21 protein-coding genes and 1 pseudogene are annotated in these 19,150 nt (G+C 65.4%); 15 read left to right on the top strand and 7 right to left on the bottom strand.

Annotation, left to right across the window (positions count from 1 at the left end; translation table 11 throughout):
• The first annotated feature begins 403 nt into the window (after positions 1-403).
• From ACPUER_RS00245 to ACPUER_RS00225, 5 genes are all read left to right on the top strand, one after another.
• The gene (locus ACPUER_RS00245; protein ID WP_425130026.1) at positions 404-1,522 is read left to right on the top strand and encodes a branched-chain amino acid ABC transporter substrate-binding protein; all 1,119 of its coding nucleotides are present in this window, start codon (positions 404-406) and stop codon (positions 1,520-1,522) included.
• Positions 1,523-1,695: 173 nt separating this feature from the next.
• The gene (gene livH, locus ACPUER_RS00240) at positions 1,696-2,622 is read left to right on the top strand and encodes a high-affinity branched-chain amino acid ABC transporter permease LivH (RefSeq protein WP_072441879.1); all 927 of its coding nucleotides are present in this window, start codon (positions 1,696-1,698) and stop codon (positions 2,620-2,622) included.
• Positions 2,623-2,633: 11 nt separating this feature from the next.
• Positions 2,634-3,905: a high-affinity branched-chain amino acid ABC transporter permease LivM gene (locus ACPUER_RS00235; RefSeq protein ID WP_175918448.1), complete on the top strand. Its 1,272-nt coding sequence runs from the start codon at positions 2,634-2,636 to the stop codon at positions 3,903-3,905.
• Positions 3,902-4,675, top strand: coding sequence for a high-affinity branched-chain amino acid ABC transporter ATP-binding protein LivG (livG, locus tag ACPUER_RS00230; RefSeq protein WP_425130025.1), 774 nt, complete (start codon positions 3,902-3,904; stop codon positions 4,673-4,675). The genes ACPUER_RS00235 and livG overlap by 4 nt, the downstream gene beginning before the upstream one ends.
• Positions 4,675-5,376 (top strand): ABC transporter ATP-binding protein, encoded by a 702-nt coding sequence (locus ACPUER_RS00225; RefSeq protein WP_175959701.1) that lies wholly within the window; start codon positions 4,675-4,677, stop codon positions 5,374-5,376. The genes livG and ACPUER_RS00225 overlap by 1 nt, the downstream gene beginning before the upstream one ends.
• Before the next feature lie 95 nt (positions 5,377-5,471).
• Here ACPUER_RS00225 and ACPUER_RS00220 read toward each other — a convergent pair whose 3' ends face one another.
• Entirely contained in the window at positions 5,472-6,323 is an 852-nt protein-coding gene (locus tag ACPUER_RS00220; protein ID WP_175959700.1) for a LysR substrate-binding domain-containing protein, read from the bottom strand.
• Between the two features lie 158 nt (positions 6,324-6,481).
• Between ACPUER_RS00220 and ACPUER_RS00215 the strand changes: the two genes are divergently transcribed.
• From ACPUER_RS00215 to ACPUER_RS00200, 4 genes are all read left to right on the top strand, one after another.
• Positions 6,482-7,462 carry a hypothetical protein gene (locus tag ACPUER_RS00215; protein ID WP_425130024.1) on the top strand — a complete coding sequence of 327 codons (981 nt, stop codon included), beginning with the start codon at positions 6,482-6,484 and terminating at the stop codon, positions 7,460-7,462.
• Between the two features lie 29 nt (positions 7,463-7,491).
• Entirely contained in the window at positions 7,492-8,478 is a 987-nt protein-coding gene (locus ACPUER_RS00210) for a 2OG-Fe(II) oxygenase (RefSeq protein ID WP_425130023.1), read from the top strand.
• A gap of 12 nt (positions 8,479-8,490) precedes the next feature.
• On the top strand, positions 8,491-9,414 hold the full coding sequence (locus ACPUER_RS00205; protein WP_425130022.1) for a DMT family transporter: 924 nt from the start codon (positions 8,491-8,493) through the stop codon (positions 9,412-9,414).
• A gap of 65 nt (positions 9,415-9,479) precedes the next feature.
• On the top strand, positions 9,480-9,830 hold the full coding sequence (locus ACPUER_RS00200; protein WP_425130021.1) for a VOC family protein: 351 nt from the start codon (positions 9,480-9,482) through the stop codon (positions 9,828-9,830).
• A gap of 27 nt (positions 9,831-9,857) precedes the next feature.
• Here ACPUER_RS00200 and ACPUER_RS00195 read toward each other — a convergent pair whose 3' ends face one another.
• Positions 9,858-10,238, bottom strand: coding sequence for a DUF2000 domain-containing protein (locus ACPUER_RS00195; protein WP_244137234.1), 381 nt, complete (start codon positions 10,236-10,238; stop codon positions 9,858-9,860).
• A gap of 1 nt (position 10,239) precedes the next feature.
• Here ACPUER_RS00195 and ACPUER_RS00190 point away from each other — a divergent pair.
• The 4 genes and pseudogenes from ACPUER_RS00190 to ACPUER_RS00175 form a co-directional block, all read left to right on the top strand.
• Positions 10,240-10,356: pseudogene (locus ACPUER_RS00190) on the top strand (branched-chain amino acid ABC transporter ATP-binding protein); the annotation flags it as partial.
• A 198-nt stretch (positions 10,357-10,554) separates the two neighbouring features.
• Complete coding sequence (locus ACPUER_RS00185) at positions 10,555-11,154, top strand: helix-turn-helix domain-containing protein (RefSeq protein WP_175959696.1); 600 nt, start codon at positions 10,555-10,557, stop codon at positions 11,152-11,154.
• The gene (locus tag ACPUER_RS00180) at positions 11,126-11,572 is read left to right on the top strand and encodes a DNA-binding protein (protein WP_175959695.1); all 447 of its coding nucleotides are present in this window, start codon (positions 11,126-11,128) and stop codon (positions 11,570-11,572) included. The genes ACPUER_RS00185 and ACPUER_RS00180 overlap by 29 nt, the downstream gene beginning before the upstream one ends.
• An 84-nt stretch (positions 11,573-11,656) precedes the next feature.
• Positions 11,657-12,007, top strand: a complete 351-nt coding sequence (locus tag ACPUER_RS00175; protein ID WP_425130020.1) for a VOC family protein — start codon at positions 11,657-11,659, stop codon at positions 12,005-12,007.
• 27 nt (positions 12,008-12,034) lie between these two features.
• Here ACPUER_RS00175 and ACPUER_RS00170 read toward each other — a convergent pair whose 3' ends face one another.
• The 3 genes from ACPUER_RS00170 to ACPUER_RS00160 all read right to left on the bottom strand — a co-directional run bounded on the left by ACPUER_RS00170 (position 12,035) and on the right by ACPUER_RS00160 (position 14,476).
• Positions 12,035-12,442, bottom strand: coding sequence for a DUF2000 family protein (locus tag ACPUER_RS00170; RefSeq protein ID WP_425130019.1), 408 nt, complete (start codon positions 12,440-12,442; stop codon positions 12,035-12,037).
• 44 nt (positions 12,443-12,486) lie between these two features.
• Positions 12,487-13,344, bottom strand: coding sequence for an AraC family transcriptional regulator (locus tag ACPUER_RS00165; protein ID WP_425130018.1), 858 nt, complete (start codon positions 13,342-13,344; stop codon positions 12,487-12,489).
• Positions 13,345-13,498: 154 nt separating this feature from the next.
• The gene (locus ACPUER_RS00160; protein WP_425130017.1) at positions 13,499-14,476 is read right to left on the bottom strand and encodes a cupin domain-containing protein; all 978 of its coding nucleotides are present in this window, start codon (positions 14,474-14,476) and stop codon (positions 13,499-13,501) included.
• 41 nt (positions 14,477-14,517) lie between these two features.
• Between ACPUER_RS00160 and ACPUER_RS00155 the strand changes: the two genes are divergently transcribed.
• The gene (locus tag ACPUER_RS00155) at positions 14,518-15,267 is read left to right on the top strand and encodes an SDR family oxidoreductase (RefSeq protein WP_310132495.1); all 750 of its coding nucleotides are present in this window, start codon (positions 14,518-14,520) and stop codon (positions 15,265-15,267) included.
• 84 nt (positions 15,268-15,351) lie between these two features.
• Here the strand turns inward: ACPUER_RS00155 and ACPUER_RS00150 are convergent, their stop codons facing one another.
• The gene (locus tag ACPUER_RS00150; RefSeq protein WP_425130016.1) at positions 15,352-16,653 is read right to left on the bottom strand and encodes an aspartate aminotransferase family protein; all 1,302 of its coding nucleotides are present in this window, start codon (positions 16,651-16,653) and stop codon (positions 15,352-15,354) included.
• Positions 16,654-16,731: 78 nt separating this feature from the next.
• On the opposite strand from ACPUER_RS00150, the gene ACPUER_RS00145 reads away from it, so the two are divergent.
• Positions 16,732-17,616 carry a LysR family transcriptional regulator gene (locus ACPUER_RS00145; protein WP_425130015.1) on the top strand — a complete coding sequence of 295 codons (885 nt, stop codon included), beginning with the start codon at positions 16,732-16,734 and terminating at the stop codon, positions 17,614-17,616.
• A 259-nt stretch (positions 17,617-17,875) separates the two neighbouring features.
• Here ACPUER_RS00145 and ACPUER_RS00140 read toward each other — a convergent pair whose 3' ends face one another.
• Positions 17,876-19,117 carry an MFS transporter gene (locus ACPUER_RS00140; RefSeq protein ID WP_175959687.1) on the bottom strand — a complete coding sequence of 414 codons (1,242 nt, stop codon included), beginning with the start codon at positions 19,115-19,117 and terminating at the stop codon, positions 17,876-17,878.
• Between the last annotated feature and the right edge of the window lie 33 nt (positions 19,118-19,150).

Genomic DNA, 19,150 nt, shown 5'->3' with positions numbered 1-19,150 from the left:
ACGTTCTCGATCCCCCAGAGGTTGCGCCGTCATTGCTACCGACCGCCACCCCATCCCTACGTGTTTTCCCTCACTCGACCGGCATTTTTGACAGACGATTTAAAAACGCCCATATAATTTCGGCTGCCTTGCCAACGGCTGTCGGACCATCCCTCCGATCAAGCGATTTGGCAAGCGGGGCAGGCGAAACGCTTGCGCAATGCAAGACGCATCACGATGTCTTTCCGAACCAGACGTCCCCTTCGGGGACTGCAAGAGCCGGGCCCCGCTACGCAACATTCCGCTGGAGTTCCGTCTTCTCTGTGTCTCGGGCGTGTCCCATGTCCTCGCCCCGGGTGCTGTTCGATTGCGCAAGTCATGCCGCCTTTGCCCGTATGACTAAACAACATCGAGGAGCTCCCAGATGACGCTGTCCCGTCTTACGTCCATTTCCGTCGCCGCCGTGCTGTTCGCCGCGGGCGCCGCCGCCGCGCAAGCGGAAACCGTGAAGATCGCCATCGCTGGTCCGATGAGCGGCTCGGTCGCCCAGTATGGCGACATGGTGAAGGCCGGCGCGCTGACCGCGATCGAGCAGATCAACGCGGCAGGCGGCGCGGGCGGCAACAAGTTCGAAGTGGTGATGATGGACGACGCATGCGAACCGAAGCAGGCCGTCGCCGTCGCCAACAAGATCGTCAGCCAGAAGATCAAGTACGTGATCGGCCACGTGTGCTCGGGTTCGACGATTCCCGCGTCCGACATCTACGAGAACGAAGGCATCGTGATGGTCACGCCGTCGGCCACCACGCCGCAGCTGACCGAAGGCAAGAAGCGCCACTTCATCTTCCGCACGATCGGCCGCGACGACCAGCAAGGCCCGGCCGCCGCGCATTACATCATCAACAACGTGAAGCCGAAGAAGGTCGCCGTTCTGCACGACAAGCAGTCGTACGGCCAGGGCATCGCGTCGTCGGTGAAGAAGGACCTCGAAGCCGCGAAGATCCCGGTCGTGCTGTTCGAAGGCGTCAACGCCGGCGATTCGGATTACTCGGCGATCGTCACGAAGCTGAAGTCGCAAGGCGTCGATTTCGTCTACTTCGGCGGCTACCACCCGGAAATGGGCCTGCTGATGCGCCAGGCGCGCGAGCAGGGCGTGAAGGCCACGTTCATGGGCCCTGAAGGCGTGGGCAACAAGGACGTGACGGCGATCGCCGGCCCGGCTTCGGAAGGCATGCTCGTCACGCTGCCGGCCGACTTCTCGGCCGACCCGGCCAACGCGGCGCTCGTGAAGGCGTTCGCGGACAAGAAGCGCGATCCGAACGGCCCGTTCCAGATGCCGTCGTACGCAGCGGTGAAGATCATCGCCGACGCGATCGCGGGAGCGAAGACGACCGATCCGACCAAGGTCGCCGCGTACATGCACAAGACGACGTTCGACACGCCGATCGGCAAGGTGTCGTATGACGCGCAGGGCGACCTGAAGGCGTTCAAGTTCGTCGTGTACACGTGGCACAAGGACGCGACGAAGACCGCCGCCAAGTAATACGGAGTACCCGCCCCGCGCACCCGCTCTGCCCGTCACCCGGGCGGAGCGCGTGCGCATTTGGCTGTTCCGCGGCCAACGGGCGGCCCGAGACGACACCGTGCGTTGCGCGCGGCCGAACGCCGTGATCCGGCGACGGCATGCGACCCAGCGCCAACGGGAGCTTCCCGCACATGACTGACTTCTTTCCGCAATTCGCCCAGCAGCTGGTCAACGGCCTGACGCTGGGTGCGATCTATGCGCTGATCGCCATCGGCTATTCGATGGTCTACGGCATCATCGGCATGATCAACTTCGCCCACGGCGAGATCTACATGATCGGCGCGTACGTGGGCCTCGTGACCCTGACCGCGATCGGCGTCTCCGCCGGTTATCCGCTGCCGCTCGTGCTCGGCGCCGCACTGATCGTGTCGGTGATCGTCACGGGCCTGTACGGCTTCGCGGTCGAGCGCGTCGCGTATCGGCCGCTGCGCGGCGGCCCGCGCCTGGTGCCGCTGATCTCCGCGATCGGCATGTCGATCTTCCTGCAGAACTACGTGCAGATCGGCCAGGGCGCGCGCGACGTGTCCGTGCCGGTGCTGATCTCCGGCGCGTTCGACATCCATCTCGGCGGCGACTTCGACGTGACGATCCCGTATTCGCGCCTGATGATCGTCTGCGTGACGGTCGTGCTGATGATCGCGCTCACGCTGTTCATCTCGCATTCGCGGATGGGCCGGGCGTGCCGCGCGTGCGCCGAGGACATGAAGATGGCGAACCTGCTCGGCATCGACACGAACCGCGTGATCTCGTTCACGTTCGTGCTCGGCGCGATGCTGGCCGCCGTCGGCGGCGTGCTGATCGGGCTGACGATCGGCAAGCTGAATCCGTATATCGGCTTCGTCGCGGGCATCAAGGCGTTTACCGCCGCGGTGCTCGGCGGGATCGGCAGCATCCCGGGCGCGATGCTCGGCGGCGTGCTGCTCGGCCTTGCCGAAACCTTCGCCGCAGGCTACATGCCGGCCGAGTACAAGGACGTCGTCGCGTTCGGCCTGCTCGTGCTGATCCTGCTGTTCCGCCCGACCGGCCTGCTCGGCAAGTCGGACATCGAAAAGGTTTGACGGAGACGCAGATGAGTACAGTCATTTCCGTTCGCCGCCCGGCCGCCGACGCATCGTTCGGCCAGGCGCTGAAAAATGCCATGGCCGCCGCGTTCCTGACGGCGATCCTCACGATCCCCGTGCTCGGGCTGCAGTTGAAGCTCGACGGCTACCAGGTCGTGCTCACGCCGCACTGGCGGCCGGTGTGGATCGCGGTCGCGGCCGTGTTCCTGTTCCAGTTGTTCAAGCCGTGGCTCGTGCGCGCGAAATCGGCGGTGAAGCTGCCGGCGCTGCCCGCGATGGGCGCGCAGCAGCAGCGCGTGGTCGTGTGGGTGCTGCTCGCGGTCGGGCTCGTGTGGCCGTTCTTCGGTTCGCGCGGCGCGGTGGACGTCGCGACGCTCGCGCTGATCTATGTGATTCTCGGCCTCGGGCTGAACATCGTGGTGGGTTTCGCGGGGCTGCTCGATCTCGGCTATGTCGGGTTCTACGCGGTCGGCGGCTATACGTACGCGATGCTGAACCAGTACTTCGGGCTGTCGTTCTGGGAATGCCTGCCGCTCGCCGCGATCGCGGCGGCGACGTTCGGCTTCCTGCTCGGCTTCCCGGTGCTGCGGCTGCGCGGCGACTATCTCGCGATCGTCACGCTCGGCTTCGGCGAAATCATCCGCCTGCTCGCGAACAACCTGACGAGCCTCACCGGCGGCCCGGACGGCATCTCGGGCATCGCGAAGCCGACGGTGTTCGGCTTCGAGATGGCGCGCTCGGCGAGCGTCGAAGGCGCGAAGACCTTCCACGAACTGATCGGGCTGGAATACAGCGGCGAGCACATGGTGATCTTCCTGTACCTGATCGCGCTGGTGCTGGTCGGCTTCACGCTGTTCGTAACGAGCCGCCTGATCCGCATGCCGATGGGCCGCGCGTGGGAAGCGCTGCGCGACGACGAGATCGCGTGCCGGTCGCTGGGCTTGAACCCGACGCGCATCAAGCTGTCGGCGTTCACGCTCGGCGCATCGTTCGCGGGGATCGGCGGCGCGTTCTTCGCGGCGCGCCAGGGCCTCGTGAATCCCGAATCGTTCACCTTCATCGAATCGGCGCTGATCCTCGCGATCGTCGTGCTCGGCGGGATGGGCTCGCAGCTCGGCGTGATCCTCGCGGCGATCCTGCTGACCGTGCTGCCGGAAGTCGCGCGCGGCTTCGCCGAGTACCGGATGCTGATCTTCGGTCTGGTGATGGTGTTGATGATGATGTGGCGTCCGCAGGGCCTGCTGCCCGCGAGCCGTCCGCACGTGGAGCTGCCGCAATGAGCACGAATGCAGAACTGTTGAAGGTCGCCGGGCTGCAGATGCGCTTCGGCGGGTTGCTCGCGGTGGACGGCATCGATTTCGACGTGCGCCGCGACGAGGTGTTCGCGATCATCGGGCCGAACGGCGCGGGCAAGACCACGGTGTTCAACTGCGTCGGCGGCTTCTACAAGCCGACTTCCGGCGAGGTCGAACTCGACGGCCACCCGATCGCCGGACTGCCGAGCCACAAGATCGCGGTGAAGGGCCTGGTGCGCACGTTCCAGAACATCCGCCTGTTCAAGTCGCTGACGGTGGTCGAGAACCTGCTCGTCGCGCAGCATCGCAAGGTGAAGGCGGGGCTGCTGCCCGGCCTGTTCGCGACGCCCGCATATCGCCGCGCCGAGAAGGACGCGCTCGAACGCGCGGCCGTGTGGCTCGACCGGATGGGACTGACGTCGGTCGCCAACCGGCCGGCCGGCACGCTGTCGTACGGGCACCAGCGGCGTCTGGAGATCGCGCGCTGCATGATCACCGAGCCGCGTCTCTTGATGCTCGACGAGCCGGCGGCCGGCCTCAACCCGCAGGAAAAGATCGAGCTTCAGCACCTGATCGACAAGCTGCGCCGCGAGTTCGGCGTGTCGGTGCTGCTGATCGAACACGACATGAGCCTCGTGATGGGCGTGTCGGACCGCATCCTCGTGATGGAGCATGGCCGGCCGATCGTGATCGGCACGCCGGAAGCGGTCCGCAACGACCCGCGCGTGATCAAGGCGTATCTGGGGGAAGAGTGATGCTGAAGCTGGAACAGGTCCATACGCACTACGGCGCGGTCGAGGCGCTCGCGGGCGTGTCGATCGAGGTGAACAAGGGCGAGATCGTCACGCTGATCGGCAGCAACGGCGCCGGCAAGACGACGCTGATGATGACCGTGTGCGGCACGCCGCGTGCATCGTCGGGCCGCGTGATGTTCGAGGGCAACGACATTACCGCGATGTCGACGCACCAGATCATGCGGCAGGGGATGGCGATCTCGCCGGAAGGGCGGCGCGTGTTTCCGAGTTTGACGGTGCTCGAGAACCTGAAGATGGGTGGGTTCTTCGCGAGCCGTCATGAGATCGACGACGGCATCGAGCACGTGTTCAAGCTGTTTCCGCGCTTGAAGGAGCGTGCGACGCAGCGGGCCGGCACGATGTCGGGCGGCGAGCAGCAGATGCTGGCGATCGGCCGTGCGCTGATGAGTAAGCCGCGCTTGCTGCTGCTCGATGAACCGACGCTCGGCCTCGCGCCGCTCGTGATCGCGCAGATCTTCGACATCATCCGGACGATTCGCGACGAAGGCGTTACGGTGTTCCTCGTCGAGCAGAACGCGAACAAGGCGCTGGGCGTGGCCGATCGCGGGTATGTGCTCGAAACGGGGCGCGTGGTGCTTGCCGATACGGGCGCGAACCTGCTCGCGAACGATCGGATCAAGCAGGCTTATCTCGGCGGTTGAGGCCGGAAGCCGCCGGCCCGCAACGGGCCGGCGGCGCTTCTGCTTGCCTGGTCGCTTCCGCATGCAAGGCCGGTCGCGGCCTTGTCTTTTCTTTCCTAGCCGATCCTGAACGTGCTTTTCAGCACGTCGCGCAGATGCAGCGCGGCGCGATTGCTGTCGTCCGTCAGGATATAGATCAGGTGCGGCGGGAGATCGGGCAGCACGATCCCCGCGACGTTGCTCGTCAGGTTGCCCGAGACGCGATCGTGCTCGATGAGGCCGACCGCGAGGCCGTTGGCGATACAGGCTTCGACCGCCGGCGAACTCGCGCTCTCGAGCAGCATCCGGTGCGCGATCCGCTCCTTCTTCAGCGCGTTCAGCGCGGTGTCCCGGTACGGGCATCCCTGCAATTGAACCGCGATCGGCAGCGGTGCGTCGGGGTTGAACTTGAACGTTCGCGCGGCCACCCAGACCGGATGGGTCTTGCTGAGCAGCTCGCCATGCGGCAGCGCTTTCGGCACCACGGCGATCGTGATGTCCAGTTGGCCGCGCGCGAACAGGAGCTGCAGTTCCTCGCTGGAGCGTGCTTCGACCGTCAGTTCGAGCAACGGCCGGTCGGCGGCAAAGCGCGGCAGGAATTCGGCCATGAAGTGCGCCGCGTAGGAGTCGGGGATGCCGAGCCGCAGCTTGCCGGTCAGCATCTGCGGCGACAGCGATTCGACGAGCCGGTCGTGGCTCAACAGGAACTCCGTGGTGTCGCTCAACAGTTTATGGCCGTACTGCGTCAGTTCGACCGCCTGATTGTTTCGCGTAAACAAGCGCTGCGCGACCATCTCTTCCAGCTTCTGAATCTGGGCCGTGACCGACGACGGGCTGCGGTTCACATAGACGGCCGCGTCCTTGAAGCGGCCGAGCTTCGCGACGGCGTGGAAGGTACGCAGCAAATCGACGTCCAGGGTGCGCGGCATGATTTTGATTTTCCGAATTAGTGATTCACGTAATCTCGATTGACGGAATTATTGAGCCTCCCTATCCTCGGGTCAACAGGCAGACTAATGCAGGCAGGCAGGCAGGCAGGCAGGCAGGCAGGTCGATCGAGCGTGACACGTATCCGGGGAACGATTTCATGTCTATCAATGATTTTGTCGTAGATGCGCTGGTGCGGGACAGGAAGCTGAAGGCGGAGTCGGTATGGACGGTCGAGAATCACGAAAAGTATTCGACGCTGACGCGGCGTGACGATGGCGCGCGGCGCAGGGAGGCGGGGCGCGAAGTCTTTTCGCTGATGCGGAACCTGAACGAACTGGGCGTGCGGAGTCCGGCGCTGTGCGCGGACCGCGACGGCAACGGATCGCTCAGGGAAGCGATCGGCGCGTTGAGCGAACGCCTTGCGACGTTGTCGCGCGGCCGTCATGTGCACTACATCGAACTCGGGCCGGAGCCGGTCAAGACGACCGAACTGATGAAGGCCGTCAGCGGCGGCGAGCCGAATCACTTGCGTTACACGGCCGTCGACATCAACGAGTCGTCGGAAGACGCGATGCGGCACGCGATTATGCCGTTCCTGAAGACGCCCGGCTGTTTCAACTACATCGCCGACGATTATCGGAACGTGCAGTGGAACCATATCGACCTGGGCCAGGACGTGACCTTCATCACGATGCTCGGTTTCCAGGAGGGCAACGAATTGCCCGTGACGATCGGCCGGCTGATTCGCAATCTCGGCGGCAAGTCGACCTACGTCGTGTCGGAGATGCAACTGCTCGTCGAGGGCCGCGAAGAGCCGATCTACAACTTCTACCAGAACGAGAACATGGTGCGGTTTTCCGAAATCGTCAGCCGGCAGCAGGGCTTCGAGCCGCTCGGCAAGCATCATGTTTCCATCGTCCGGCTCAACCTGCTCGGCGACCAGTTCCATGTTGCAGTTACGTTGCAGCCGGTGTCGAAAGCCGGCGCCGACGGGCATCTGATCACCAACGTCTGCCTGAAATACACGCCGGAGCAATTCCGCCACGTGCGTGCCAGTCACGGCAATTGCCGCGTGATCGACGAGCTGCGCAGCGGGGACGGCAGCGTCGTGTACCAGATTGCCCAGTTCAAGGGCTGAATGCCGCAACGGCGAAAGCGAGGCACGCGATGAACAAGGGGAATGCATTGCCGGTGTTTGCGCGCGGGTTCGACCGTGTGAGGCTTGCGTTGCAGACCTCGCTGTCCGGCGGCGCGAATGTCGACGGCACGCTGGACACGTCGACGGAGCCGATGCGCTGGACAAGCGATTGCCTGCGCGATGGCTACGAGGTGCGATATCGCCGCAACCTCGACGATCTCGGTTACCGCGACGAGCCGATGCGCGGCACGCGCACGAGCGCGCTCAACGCGGTGTGCAGCCTGCGCGGCCTGTTCACCGGCGAAGCGATCGACGCGTTGCGCGAGATCGGCCGGGCGCTGGAAGGCAGCGCGTCGAGCAGCAACTGGATCATCTCGAAGCGGGTGCGCGCGGTGACGCAGCGCTCGCGGTTCATCGACGACATGATGCACGACCGCGCGTTCCTGTTGAGGGTGTCCCGTCTCGCCGGCGCGCCGCTGATTCCGTATCCGATGGTCAATGCGCGGTCGCAGTTCAACTACTACTATCCATCGGAGCGGCACGACGGCAAGGAGCAGCTGGGCATGTGGCACACGGACGGCACCAGTTTCGTGCTGAATATCGTGCTGTCGGATCGATCCGACTATGCCGGCGGCGACTTTCTGTTCTACGAATCGACCGCCGAGACGTTCGACCGGAATGACCGGGCGCGCACGCATGTGAAGACGGCGAGCCTGGACCAAGCGGGCGACGCGCTGCTCATCTACGGCAGCAAGCTGTTCCATGGCGTCGAACCGGTCGAGGCGGGGCGACGCATGTCGCTGGTGCTGTCGTTCCATTGCCCGTATACGCGCGAGGACGATAACGGCTTCTGGCATCTCGCGTCGGACGACGGCATTCCGCGCACCATCGTCAACTGGCTGGCGCTGCAACGCAGCCTCAGGGACGACGCCGACATGCAGTACCACCGCCTCGGGCTCGCACCCATCCGGGCCGAGGATCTGAAAGACACCCGCTTGTCCATGGCAACACTCTGAGCGCCTTCGCCCATGCAGCTATTCCTGATCCAGCTTGTTTTCGTATTGTCGTGGAGTTCGGGCTTCATTGGCGCCAAGCTCGGCGCGGAGACGGCTGGCGCGTTCAACCTGCTGTTCTGGCGTTTTCTGCTCGTGACGCTGTGCCTGGCGATCGTCCTCAACCGGCAGCTCGGGCGACTGACGCTGGAAAAAATCCGCTATCACGCGGTGATCGGCTTCCTGTCGCAGTTCCTGTACCTGAGCTGCGTCTACGTGGCCATTCAGCACGGCCTGCCGCCGGGCATCGCGGCGGTCATCGCCGCGTTGCAGCCACTCATCACCGCGGCGATGACGACCCTGGAAGGCAGCGAGCGCAGCGGGGCGCGACAGTGGGCCGGGCTCGTCGCCGGATTCGTCGGCGTCGGCATCGTGATCGGCGGGCAATACGCGCTGCCGACCGAGTCGGTCGGCATCGTCATGTACATCCTGCCGCTGGTTTCCGCGCTGGGGCTGTCGGTCGCGACGATCTATCAGCGGCGGCGCGCGCTGACGGCCGCGCGCAGCAACGAGGACGGGTTGTTTCTGCCGCTGTTCGTGCAGGGAGGCGTCAGCCTGGTCCTGTTCGCGGTGTGCGGGATCGTCACGGGCGACCTGCACGTGCCGACCCAGCCGAATGTGTGGGTGTCCGTCGTGTGGCTGACGGTATTCTCGACGTTCATGGCTTACCTGACGTTGTGGGCACTGCTCAAGCGCATGCCCGCGACGCGCGTGGCGACCCTCGTCTATCTCGAACCGCCCGTGACGCTGACCTGGGCCGCGTGGATGTTCGGCGACAGCATCCACGTTTCGACTTACCTCGGCATCGTTGTCGTCGCGATCGGCGTGTGGCTGGCCAGCAAGCAAGGCGAGCGAACCGCCCGGGCCCGGCGCGCGGAAATGGAGACGGCCGGCCGCTGAGCCGCTGGTTGCGCGCGCGGTTCCGGTGTAGCTTCGCGATACGACCCGGCCCGCGGAGGAACCCGATGAAAGTCAAACGAATCGTCGCCAATATCGACACGCAATCGGTCGACGACGCGAAGCGTTTCTATCAGCAGATCTTCGGTCTCGACCTGTTGATGGATCACGGCTGGATCGCTACCTACGGCAATGCCGAACGGATGGATGTGCAGATCAGCTTTGCTTCGCAGGGCGGGTCGGGCACGCCGACGCCCGACCTGTCGATCGAGGTCGACGATCTCGACGAAGCGCTCGCCCGCGTGCATGCGGCGGGCGTTCCGGTCGAATACGGCCCGGCCGACGAGCCGTGGGGTGTCCGGCGCTTCTACGTGCGCGATCCGTTCGGCAAGCTCGTCAACGTGCTGGTGCATCGCTGACTTGAATCGTCGGGTTCGAACCGGCGTTCACGCATGCAACGCCAGCCCTTTCACCGCCTTGTCCACGGCCTTCTTCGGCCCGTGCAGCGCCAACCCGACAAGATCGAGATTCTCCGCATCCTCGGCGCGAAACACTTCGCGGTTGGCCGCGTCGTGCCCGGTCGAGAACATCGCGCGCACGTAGGGCACGATCTTGAGTTCGCGCGACAGCGCTTGCCGGTGCGCGGCTTGCAGGCCGCCCAGATCGGCCGCGAACACCAGCATCGGCTGGCCGAGCATCCGGCCGTAGCGATTTCCGGCCGCATCCTCATAAGGCTCGCCGAGCGCCTGGGGTGCGCCGGCCGCGACGCCCGTCGCGAGAAACGCGACGACATTGAGTTTCTGCCACGCCGCGAGATCGTCGCGCACGACGCTGGGCGTGGCCGATCGCGGGTATGTGCTCGAAACCGGGCGCGTGGTGCTTGCCGATATGGGCGCGAATTTGTTCGCGAACGACCGGATCAAGCAGGCGTATCTCGGCGGTTGATGGCAAACGCCGTCGATCCGACCCGGATCGGCGGCGGGCCACCGCGTTAGCGCAACCGCGAGTCGCATCGCGAAATTTGTAGCTGATTTGGCTTCGATCGTAGCGAAAACGGCTACATTTGGCTTGCCGATCCGGATTGATATGAGCGCCCGGCGGGACTATATCCTGTAGCTAATTCAGCTACAATCGTAGCCAATCATGCTACGATCCATCGCCTCGACCCTATTTAGTGACTACCGGCGCCGTGTACTGGGCCTGCTTTTGTTGCGGCCTGATCAGGCGTTGCACGTCCGCGAAATTGCTCGTTTGACGGGCACAACGCCCGGCACGCTGCACAAGGAACTGAGCAAACTGGCCGAAGCCGGTATCTTGAACAGAGATCGACAGGGAAACCAGGTTGTCTATCGCGCCAATCGAAGCTGTCCGATCTATGAGGAACTGGCTTCGATCATGCGAAAAACCTCGGGCATGGGTGACGTGCTGGCTGAAGCACTGCTGCCTTGTGCCGAGCAAATTGTCGTGGCGTTCGTGTTCGGCTCGGTCGCACGCGGCCAGGAGACGGCGGGCAGCGATATCGACGTGATGGTGATCGGTTCGGTCAGTTTCGCAACGGTGGTCCGGATACTGTACGACGCTCAAGCAACATTGGGGCGGGATATTAATCCCCAGGTACTGTCGCCCGACGAGTTTCGCGATGGTGTCGACAGGCAAGACGCATTCTTGCGGGACGTGCTTGGAAAACCCAAGATCTTCTTGATCGGTAGCGACAATGACCTTGCAGAACTTGCTCGGCGTTAGCCTCGATGCGGTCCAGCCGAACCGGGAACAAGCGACGCGGCTGCTGGCTGCTGCGGAGCGAAATCTGGCGGATGCGCGACTCGCGGGTTTGAGCAACGAAAACCGCTTTGACGCGGCCTATAAGGCGATCATGCAACTTGCGATGCTGGCGTTGCACGCGAATGGCTTTCGCACGATGACGAGCCGGCCGGGGCATCACCAGACGGCGATCCAGACGCTCCCGCAGACGATCGGCCTGCCGGTTGCTCGCATGATCGTGCTCGACGCGCTGCGCAAGCAGCGCAATCTGTCGGATTATTCCGGGGACGTGGTTCAAACGTCCGCGGTAAATGAGTGTTTTGCCAGTGCGACGGCGCTCATGACCGACGTGAAGGCGTGGTTGACGACGAACAAACGCGAGTTGCTGGAAGCGCAATAGCTGCTGCCGTTCTGAAGCGCCATCGTACCGGGGCTTCGACGGCGCTCTCGGGCAATTCTCGTGACACGACTCGCGGAGACACCCATGAAGGTCAAGCGGATCGTCGCCAATATCGACACGCGGTCGGTCGACGACGCCAAGTGCTTCTACCAGCAGATTTTCGGCCTCGACCTGCTGATGGATCACGGCTGGATCGCGACGTACGGCAATGCCGAGCCGATGAGCGTGCAGATCAGCTTCGCGTCGCAGGGCGGGTCGGGCACGCCGACGCCCGACCTGTCGATCGAGGTCGACGATCTCGACGAAGCGCTCGCCCGCGTGCATGCGGCGGGCGTTCCGGTCGAATACGGCCCGGCTGACGAGCCGTGGGGCGTGCGGCGTTTTTACGTGCGCGATCCGTTCGGCAAGCTCATCAACGTGCTGGTGCATCGCTGACCTGAAACGACACGCTGACACCGGCGTTCACGCATGCAACGCCAGTCCTTTCACCGCCTTGTCCACAGCCTTCTTCGGCCCGTGCAACGCCAGCCCGACAAGATCCGGATTCTCTGCATCCTCGGCGCGAAACGCCTCGCGATTGGCCGCGTCGTGTCCGGTCGAGAACATCGCGCGCACGTAGGGCACGATCTTGAGTTCGCGCGACAGCGCATGCCGGTGCGCGGCCTGCAGCCCGTTCAAATCAGCCGCGAACACCAGCATCGGCTGGCCGAGCATCCGGCCATAGCGATTTCCGGCCGCATCCTCGTAAGGCTCGCCGAGCGCATCGGGTGCGCCGGCCGCGACGCCCGTCGCGAGAAACGCGACGACATTGAGTTTCTGCCACGCCGCGAGATCGTCGCGCACGATCAGTGCCACTTTCGTATCGAACATGCTTGCTCCTCATTGGAGCACCCATGATCGGATGCCGCGTGCGATCAGTCTGGAACGTTTGTGCACATCTGCCGGTACGCGGCCGGCGTGATCCGGTACGCGCGGCGGAACCAGCGGCCCAGATGGCTCTGGTCGGCGAAGCCGACGTCCGCGGCCGCCTGTGCGGGCGTGCGGCCGGCCGCCAGCAGCCGACGCGCGGCACGTAACCTCAAGCGCACCAGATACGCATGTGGCGACGTGCCGAATGCGCGCTGGAACAGCCGGGTCAGCCGGAACCGGTCGATCCCGGCGACGCTGGCGAGTTCGTCGAGCCCGATGTTGCCGTCCATCTGCGCATGCAGCAGATCGCGCACGCGCGCGATCGCGGGCGGCACGACACCGCTTTCCAGCGCGAGCGGGCCGCGCAGTTCGCCGCCGAGCCGCGTCAGCAGGCGGTCGAGCGTCTGGTCGCGCGCGAGCCGGCCTTCGTTGCCGTGGATTGCGAGAAACGCCTGCCGGATCGCGTCGACGAGGCCGCGGTCGTCGACGAGCGTGTGGCCGAACGCGGCTTCGACGCCGCCGAGGCCCGGCAGATCCAGCCGGCGCGCCGCGCGCTCGACCCATGCTTGCGGCAGGTACAGCATCCCGTAGGTGAAGCCGCCCGCTTCGGGCGCATGGCCGTCGTGCATCGCGCCCGGCTCGATCAGGATCGCGCGGCCGGGCACGCTCGTATGCAGCGACCGGTGGCACTGGAATTGCTGCACGCCCTGTTCGGTGAAGCCGACCAGCATGTCGTCGTGATCGTGTGCATCGTACGCATGGCCGTTGAAATGCGCGTGCAGGCTTTCGATGCCGGTTTCCTGATCGCGGCGCGCGACGAGCCAGTGGTCGGTCGTGCCGATGTCCTTTGCCGTTGTCGTCATCGGATGCCTCGCGCGTCGTCGTTGCGTGTCGGGCAGTGTACGCAGATCGCGTGATGCCGGTGGCAAACGCGGGCCGTTCGTCCGGCAATCGCGCGAGAAGCGGGGCGGGACCCCGGCGCGTGTCGCGACACGCGGAGTGGCGTGCATGCGCGGTTCATGCTTCGTCCGCCACCGCCTGCTCTTCACGCGCATATTGCGCCGGCGGCCGCCCGACATGCCGCGTGAACGCGACGCTGAAGGTGCTCGCGGAACTGTAGCCGACGCGCCCCGCGATCTCTGCGACGCGGCCTTCGTTGCGGCGGAGCAGGTCTTTCGCGAGCGCCATCCGCCACGTGAGCAGGTATTCCATCGGCGCGACGCCGACCGCACGGTTGAAGCGTTCGAAGAACGTCGAGCGCGACAGCGCCGCTTCCTTCGCGAGCTCGACGACCGTCCACGGATGTGCGGGGCGTTCATGCATCCGGCGGATCGCGGCCGCGAGTCGATTGTCGGCGAGCCCACGCACGAGTCCGGGCGACGCGTTCGTTTCGGTCGTGAACCGCAATGCCTCGATCAGCAGCACTTCCAGCAGGCGCGCCAGCACGATCTCGCGCGCAGGCCGCTGCGCGCGCGATTCGTCGCGCACCAGTTGCACGAGCGTGGTCAGCCGCGGTTCGCCGCGCACGTGCACGAATTGCGGCAGCAGCGACACCAGCAGCGCTGCATCCGGCGAACCGAAGCTGCAGTTGCCGGCCATCATCCGCGTGTCGACCGGGTTGCCCGGATCGCCGATCCGGTATTCGCCGTTGTCGAGTGCGACCGGCGGCGCGGTATCGACGCCCGGCGGCGGCGGTTCGAGGCTGGACATCGCGACGCCGTAGGCCGCCGGAATCAGCACGAAATCGCCGGGCAGCAGCTCGATCGGCGCGTGTCCGTCGATCGCGATCCGGCATCCGCCGTCGAGGATCGCGCAATAGAACGGCTCGCCGGCGACCGTGCGGTTGATCGACCACGGGCTCGCACCGTGAACGGACTTGGAGTACCGCGCGCCCGGTTGCAGCAGCGTCACGACTTCGGTCAACGGGTCGATCATCGCCGGACGCTCGCAAAAGAAAAGCGGATTTTCGATTGTAGCGAATACGGATCCGGCCATCTATCGTACGGACACATGCCCAACACATCCCAGGAGTTCGCATGAAGACCGTACTGATCACCGGCTGTTCCTCCGGCTTCGGCCTCGAGATTGCCCGCCATTTCCTGGCCCGCGACTGGCAGGTCGTCGCGACGATGCGCACGCCGCGCGAGGACGTGCTGCCGCCGTCGGAACGCCTGCGCGTGCTGGCGCTCGACGTGACGAACGCCGACAGCATCCGCGCCGCCATCGACGCGGCCGGCCCGATCGACGTGCTCGTCAATAACGCAGGCTTCGGCGCGGCCGCGCCGGCCGAGCTCACGCCGCTCGACACGGTGCGTGCGCTGTTCGAAACCAACACGATCGGCACGATTGCGGTTACGCAGGCCGTGCTGCCGCAGTTTCGCCGGCGTGGGGCCGGCGTGATCGTGAACGTCACGTCGAGCGTCACGCTGAAGGTGTTGCCGCTGGTCGGCGCGTACCGGGCCAGCAAGGCGGCGGTCAATGCGTTCACCGAATCGATGGCGGTCGAACTCGAACCGTTCGGCGTGCGCGCGCATCTCGTGCTGCCGGGCCGTGCACCCGACACGCGTTTCGGCGACAACGCGCGTGCGCACATGCATGGCTTCGAACACGAGGCTTATGCGGAATTCGTCGGAAAGGCCGTCGCGAGGATGCTCGATGCGTCGGGGCCGATCACCCATGCGCAGGATGTTGCCGAAGCCGTGTGGCGCGCGGCGACGGATCCGTCGACCCCGATGTACATTCCGGCAGGCGCGGACGCCGAAGCGTGGGCGGCCGAAACGCGTTGATCGATCGGGAATCCGTCGCGCCGGTCGCTCGAACCGGCGCGACGAATCGCACGATGCGGAGAAGGGCGTTACCGCGCGGCGGCGTTACAGCGCGCGTTCGATCGCCTGACCGAGCAGCGACAGGCCGAGATCGATCTCGTCCTCGCTGACGGTCAGCGGCGGCGCGATCCGGAACACGCCGCCCATGCCCGGCAACTGCACGATGTTCATGCTGAGCCCGAGGTTCATGCACTCGCGCGTGATCTTCGCGCCGAGCCCGTCCGCCGGTTCTTTCGTGCGGCGATCCTTGACGATCTCGACGCCGAGCAGCAGCCCGCGTCCGCGCACGTCGCCGATGCAGTCGAACCGTTCCATCAGGTCGAGCAGGCCGCGCTTGAGCCGGTCGCCCATCACGTTCGCGCGTGCGACGAGCCCATCGCGCTGCACCACATCAAGCACGCGCAGGCCGACGGCCGCGGGCAGCGGATCCGACACGTGCGTCGTATAGAACAGGTAACCGAGCTCGTGCGCGCGTTCCTCGATCGCCGCGGACGTCACGATGGCCGCGAGCGGCAGCCCGGCGCCGAGCGTTTTCGACAGCGTCAGGATGTCGGGCGTCACGCCGTCGCGCTGGCACGCGAACATCGTGCCGGTGCGCCCGACGCCCGTCTGCGCCTCATCGAGGATCAGCAGCATCCCGCGTTCCTCGCACTTGCGCTTCAGCGCCGCCATATAGCCTGCCGGCAGTTCGATGATCCCGCCCGAACTGAGGATCGGCTCCGCGATGAATGCGGCGAGATTGCCGCTCGACTGGCGATCGATCAGGTCGAACGCGTAGTCGAGTTCGGCGAGATGGTCGTAGGTGCCGTTGCGCTCGAAGCGCGGCCGGTACGTGAACGGCGCCGGAATCGCGAACGAGCCGACGGCAGCCGGGCCGACGCCCTTGCGGCCCGCGCTGTACGTGGCCGATGCGGCCGCGCCCGTCATCCCGTGCCACGACTGCGCGAAGCCGACGATCTCGTACTTGCCGGTGACGAGCTTCGCCATCCGGATCGCCGCTTCGTTCGATTCCGCGCCGGTGCTGAGCAGCAGCGCGCGGTCGAGCCCGTCGGGCGTGATGTCGGCGAGGCGCGTCGCGAGATCGACGACCGGCCGCGACAGCATCCCGCTGAACAGATGGTCGAGCTTGCCCGCGTATTCGCCGATGACGGAGACGATCTCCGGATGGCAGTGGCCGAGCACCGCGCTCATCTGCCCCGACGTGAAATCGAGGATCGCGCGGCCGTCCGCGTCGTAGACGAAGCTGCCTTTCGCGCGCTCGATGATCATCGGCTCGAACGTGCCGCCGTAGCGGACCAGGTGCTGCCTGGCATTGCGCCAGAAGGTTGCGTCGTCGTTCAGGGACATCGGGCTTCTCCGGGCAAGGGGGCAGGGATCGCTTGCAGTCTAGGCGCGCGTCTGGTTTGATGGAAACGAATAGTTCTTATGCAAGGTAGAAAAGGAGCTAATACCTTGGGACTTTCGCTCGACATCGACCTGCTGCGTTCGTTCGTCGTGATCGCCGAGGTGCGCGCGCTCAGCCGCGCGGCCGCGCGCGTCGGCCGGACCCAGTCCGCGCTCAGCCAGCAGATGAAGCGGCTCGAGGATATCGTCGACCAGCCGCTGTTCCAGCGCACCGGCCGCGGCGTGGTGCTGACCCACCCGGGCGAGCGACTGCTCGTGCATGCGCAGCGCATCCTGCGGCTGCACGACGAGGCAATGGCCGACCTGTGCGGCACGGGGTTGTCGGGGACGATCCGGTTCGGCTGCCCGGACGATTACGCGGAGGTGTTTCTGCCGTCGCTGCTGCGGCAGTTTTCCAGCCAGCATCCGCAGGCGATCGTTGAAATCGTATGCGGGCCGACGCCGCGGCTGCTCGAACAGCTTGAGAAACGCGCGGTCGATCTCGCGATGATTTCGCTGCCGGACGACGGGGCGAACGACGACATCATTCGCCGCGAGCAACTGGTCTGGATCGGCTATCCGGGGCTGGAACCCGCGCATTTCGATCCGCTTCCGCTCGCGCTTTCCGATCGCGATACGCTCGATCACATCGCGGCTTGTGAAGCGTTGCATCGTGCCGGCCGCGCTTACCGCGTCGCGTATGCGAGCAGCAGTCTCGCGGGGCTGATCGCGCTGGTGCGCTCGGGGCAGGCGTTCGCGGTGATGACGCAGACGGCCGTGCCGGCCGACCTGGCGATCGTCAACGGCGATCCGCGGTTGCCGCCGGTGCCGGCCGTGGGCATTACGCTGAAGTTCGACCGGAAACGGCCGTCGCATCTGACGGCGGCGTTCGCCGAGCATATCCGGCTGACGCTGCCGATGTTGTGATGGGCGACGCGCAGCGATTGGCGCCGGCGCGTATGACCGCCGCGCCGCCGTTTGTCGCGGCTTCGAATCAGTCGACCATCGACGAGGTTTGTGCAGGCGTGCGGCCATGCATATCCACTACCGCATCACGCATCCAGATCTTCGCCCGCATGTCCGGCAGATTTAGTTCGGTTTCCTGATATTGATTGACCGGATCGGAATCGACAACGATGCGGTAGACGGTGATTGACCGGAAAACGCGGGGCGCCCGCCGCACCCGTTACGCGCGGGTCAATCGCCGTGCAGCCAGCAACCCGACGGCGAGCAGCACCGCGACATACGCGGCGACGCCCGCCCACGCGCCGTGTTGCCAGAACGACCCGCCGACCGAGCCAAGCACGCTCGACCCGAGATAGTACGCAAGCAGGTACAGTGATGCGGCGTGCCCCTTCGCCGATCCCGCGAGATGGCCGACCCAGCCGCTCGCGACCGCATGGGCGACGAAGAAGCCGATCGTGACGAGCACGATGCCGACAATGATCGCGACGAGCGAATGCGACAGCGTCAGCGCGAGGCCCGCCGCGAATACGAGCATGCCGCTGACCAGCACCGGGGCCCGTCCGACGCGGTCGGCGAGTGCGCCGGCGCTCGATGAAGACACCATCCCGAACAGGTAGGCGCCGAAGATCAGGCCGCACTCGGTCGAGCTCAGATTGAAGGGGGCCGCGGTGAGCCGGAACCCCGCATAGTTGTAGATCGTCACGAACGCGCCCATCACCAGGAAGCCGATCGCGAACACGAACGGGAGCCGGGCGTGACGCAGTTGCGCGTTCCACAGCCGCAAATGGTGGCGCAGCGTCAGGTCGGTGCGCTTCACGAAGCGTCGCGATTGCGGCAGCAGCATCACGAAGGCAACTGCCGCGACGAGATCGACGACGCCGATCGTCAGCATCGCCGTCCGCCACGAGAAGTGCTCTTCCAGCGCGCTCATGCCGATCCGTCCGACCATGCCGCCGAACGCGGTTCCGCCGACATAGAGCCCCATCGAGAAACCGAGCCCGTCGGACGCGATTTCTTCGGCGAGATAGGCCATTGCGACCGCCGGGACGCCGCCCAGCGCGAAACCTTCGAGCGCACGCCAGACCAGCAGCAGGTTCCAGTTGGGCGACAGCGCGGCGAGCACATTGAACAGGGCGGCCAGCGTCATCGACGCGAACATCAGCCCGCGTCGTCCGACGCGTTCGGACAGTGCGCCGGCGCACAAAATCGAGACCGCCAGCATCCCGGTCGACAGCGACAACGACAGCGAACTCGACGCCGCGCCCAGCCCGAACTCCCGTGCGAACGCGGGAAGCAGCGGCTGGACGCAGTACAGCAGCGAGAAGGTGGAAAAGCCGGCGAGGAAGAGCGCCAGCGCGATGCGCTTGTACGCGGCCGAGCGCGGGGACACGCCGGCAGGCAGCGCATCGGGCGCGGCGTTCCGCGTACCGGGCATGGATCGGGAAATCGAAGCGGAGGACATGGGTGCACTCGATGTGCGACGGAATGTCTGAAT

Source organism: Burkholderia sp. DN3021 (assembly GCF_049805555.1).
GTDB lineage: Bacteria > Pseudomonadota > Gammaproteobacteria > Burkholderiales > Burkholderiaceae > Burkholderia > Burkholderia pyrrocinia_C.
The sequence above is the reverse complement of the archived record's forward strand: the minus strand, read 5'-3'. Positions and strand labels throughout refer to the sequence as shown.